General features: G+C 68.9%; 3 protein-coding genes. All 3 read left to right on the top strand.

All coding sequences use genetic code 11. The features are described 5' to 3' along the window. Positions 1-482 (top strand): methyl-accepting chemotaxis protein (locus AC1D15_RS26615; protein WP_477828362.1); only part of this gene is annotated, 482 nt, incomplete at its 5' end. Positions 483-559: 77 nt separating this feature from the next. After that, complete coding sequence (locus AC1D15_RS26610; protein WP_465113671.1) at positions 560-2,113, top strand: methyl-accepting chemotaxis protein; 1,554 nt, start codon at positions 560-562, stop codon at positions 2,111-2,113. A 57-nt stretch (positions 2,114-2,170) separates the two neighbouring features. After that, positions 2,171-2,549, top strand: a 379-nt coding sequence (locus AC1D15_RS26605) for a chemotaxis protein CheW (RefSeq protein ID WP_477828361.1), incomplete at its 3' end; no start/stop codon positions are given.

Below are 2,549 nucleotides of genomic sequence, written 5' to 3'. Positions count from 1 at the left end.
TCAGCGACATCATCGGCGTGATCGACGGCATCGCGTTCCAGACCAACATCCTGGCGCTGAACGCAGCCGTCGAAGCGGCGCGTGCCGGCGAACAGGGCCGCGGCTTCGCGGTGGTCGCCAGCGAAGTGCGCAGCCTCGCGCAGCGCAGCGCCGACGCYGCCAAGGAAATCAAGGGCCTGATCGGCGCCAGCGTCGACCGCGTCGAGGCCGGCTCGCGCCTGGTGGCCGACGCCGGCAAGACGATGAACGAGATCGTCGGCTCGGTGCAGCGCGTCAGCGACATCATCGGCGAGATCAGCACCGCCGCCGCCGAGCAGAGCGATGGCATCGGCCAGGTCAACCAGTCCGTCAACCAGCTCGACCAGATGACGCAGCAGAACGCCGCGCTGGTCGAGCAATCGACCGCTGCCGCYGAAAGCCTGAAGGACCAGGCGGCCCGGCTGGCCCAGGCGGTCGGTAGTTTCCGTCTCCAGCAGGCCTGAGCCCGCCGGCCGGGCCTGCACTCCGAACGATCGACAGGCCGCCTGGGAGGCGGCTCCAACAAGAAGGGAAGTTCGCGATGTTCTCGTTGTCTGCCATGCGCCTGGGTCCGCGTCTCGCGGTCGGGTTCGGTTCGATCGCACTGCTGTGCGCCGCGGCCGTCGGTTTCGGCCTCGATCGCATCTCGACGATGCGCACGCTGTCGGAGGAGCTCGGCGTGCTCGACACCGAGAAGCTGTCGCTGTCGGAGCGCTGGGGCCGCGCGATCGAGTCCAACACCGCCCGCAACTGGGTCGTGTTCTTCGCGAACGACGAACAGATCAAGACCCGCGTGCGCGCCGAGATGAAGGACGTCGTGGCGGCGCAGACCGAGCGCCTGAAGCGCATGCAGGAGATCGCCACCTCCGACGCCGACAAGCGGCTGCTGGAGGCGGTGAACGTGCAGCGCGACGCCTACCAGGGCCTGCGCAACGGCCTGCTCAAGCGCAAGGAAGCCGGCGAAGACGTGACGGCCGAGGTGATGGACAAGCTGTTCCCTGCGGCCAAGGCCTACAGCGACAGCGTCGAGAAGCTCATCCAGGGCCAGCGCGACAGCATGGCGGACACCAAGGAGCGGGCGGACCGCGCCGGCTTCGTCGGCATGCTCGCGCTCGGCCTGGGCGGCGCCGGCGCGATGCTGCTGGCCGCGCTGCTGGCCTGGCGCGTGACCCGCTCGGTCACGAAGCCGATCGCGCAGGCCCAGCGGATCGCCCAGGCGATCAGCGCCGGCGACCTGACGCAGCACATCCACGTGCAGGGCGAGGACGAAGCCGCCGAGCTGCTGCAGTCGCTGAAGACGATGCAGGAATCGCTCGGCCGCCTGGTCGGCCAGGTGCGCCAGAGCACCGACAGCATCTCCACCGCCAGCACCGAGATCGCGACCGGCAACCAGGACCTGAGCGCCCGCACCGAGCAGACGGCCTCGAACCTGCAGCAGGCCGCCTCGTCGATGGAGCAGCTGACCGGCACCGTCAAGCAGAGCGCCGATTCGGCCCGCCAGGCCAACCAGCTCGCGTCGTCGGCGGCCGAAGTCGCGGCACGCGGCGGCTCGGTGGTCTCGCAGGTCGTCTCGACGATGAACGAGATCAATGCCAGCTCGAAGAAGATCGCCGACATCATCGGCGTGATCGACGGCATCGCGTTCCAGACCAACATCCTGGCGCTGAACGCCGCGGTGGAAGCCGCGCGCGCCGGCGAGCAGGGCCGCGGCTTCGCGGTCGTCGCCAGCGAGGTGCGCAGCCTGGCCGGCCGCTCGGCCGACGCCGCGAAGGAAATCAAGAGCCTGATCGGCGCCAGCGTCGAGCGGGTGGATGCCGGCTCGCGCCTGGTGGCGGATGCCGGCCAGACGATGCAGGAGATCGTCGGCTCGGTGCAGCGCGTCTCGGACATCATCGGCGAGATCACCGCCGCATCGTCCGAGCAGAGCGACGGCATCGGCCAGATCAACACGGCAGTCACTCAACTCGACCAGATGACGCAACAGAATGCTGCGCTGGTCGAGGAATCGGCCGCCGCCGCCGAGAGCCTGCGCGACCAGGCACAACGTCTCGCATCGGTGGTCTCGACCTTCAGTCTGCCGCCGGCCGGCCGATAGACACCACACCGGCACCGTACCCGCCCAACGTTCTCCAGCTCTGCACAGGACCCCACCATGGACATGATCCACGAAGCTTCCCACGTGGCCCGGCACGAAGCCGCCCGCGCGGCCACCGCCGCCCAGTCCGGCGGCGAGTTCCTCACCTTCCGCCTGGGTGCCGAGGAATACGGCATCGACATCCTGAAGGTGCAGGAGATCCGCTCCTACGAGGCGCCCACCCGCATCGCCAACTCCCCGGCCTTCATCAAGGGCGTGGTCAACCTGCGCGGCGTGATCGTCCCGATCGTCGACCTGCGCCTGAAGCTCGGTTGCGACTCGAACGACTACAACAGCTTCACCGTCGTCATCGTGCTGAACGTGCGCGGCCGCGTCGTCGGTGCCGGCTTCACCGTCGTCATCGTGCTGAACGTGCGCGGCCGCGTCGTCGGTGCCG

This window comes from Rhizobacter sp. P2_H2 (genome assembly GCF_056403375.1).
Note: the sequence above shows the minus strand (reverse complement) of the source record. Positions and strands in the feature narration are given on the sequence as shown.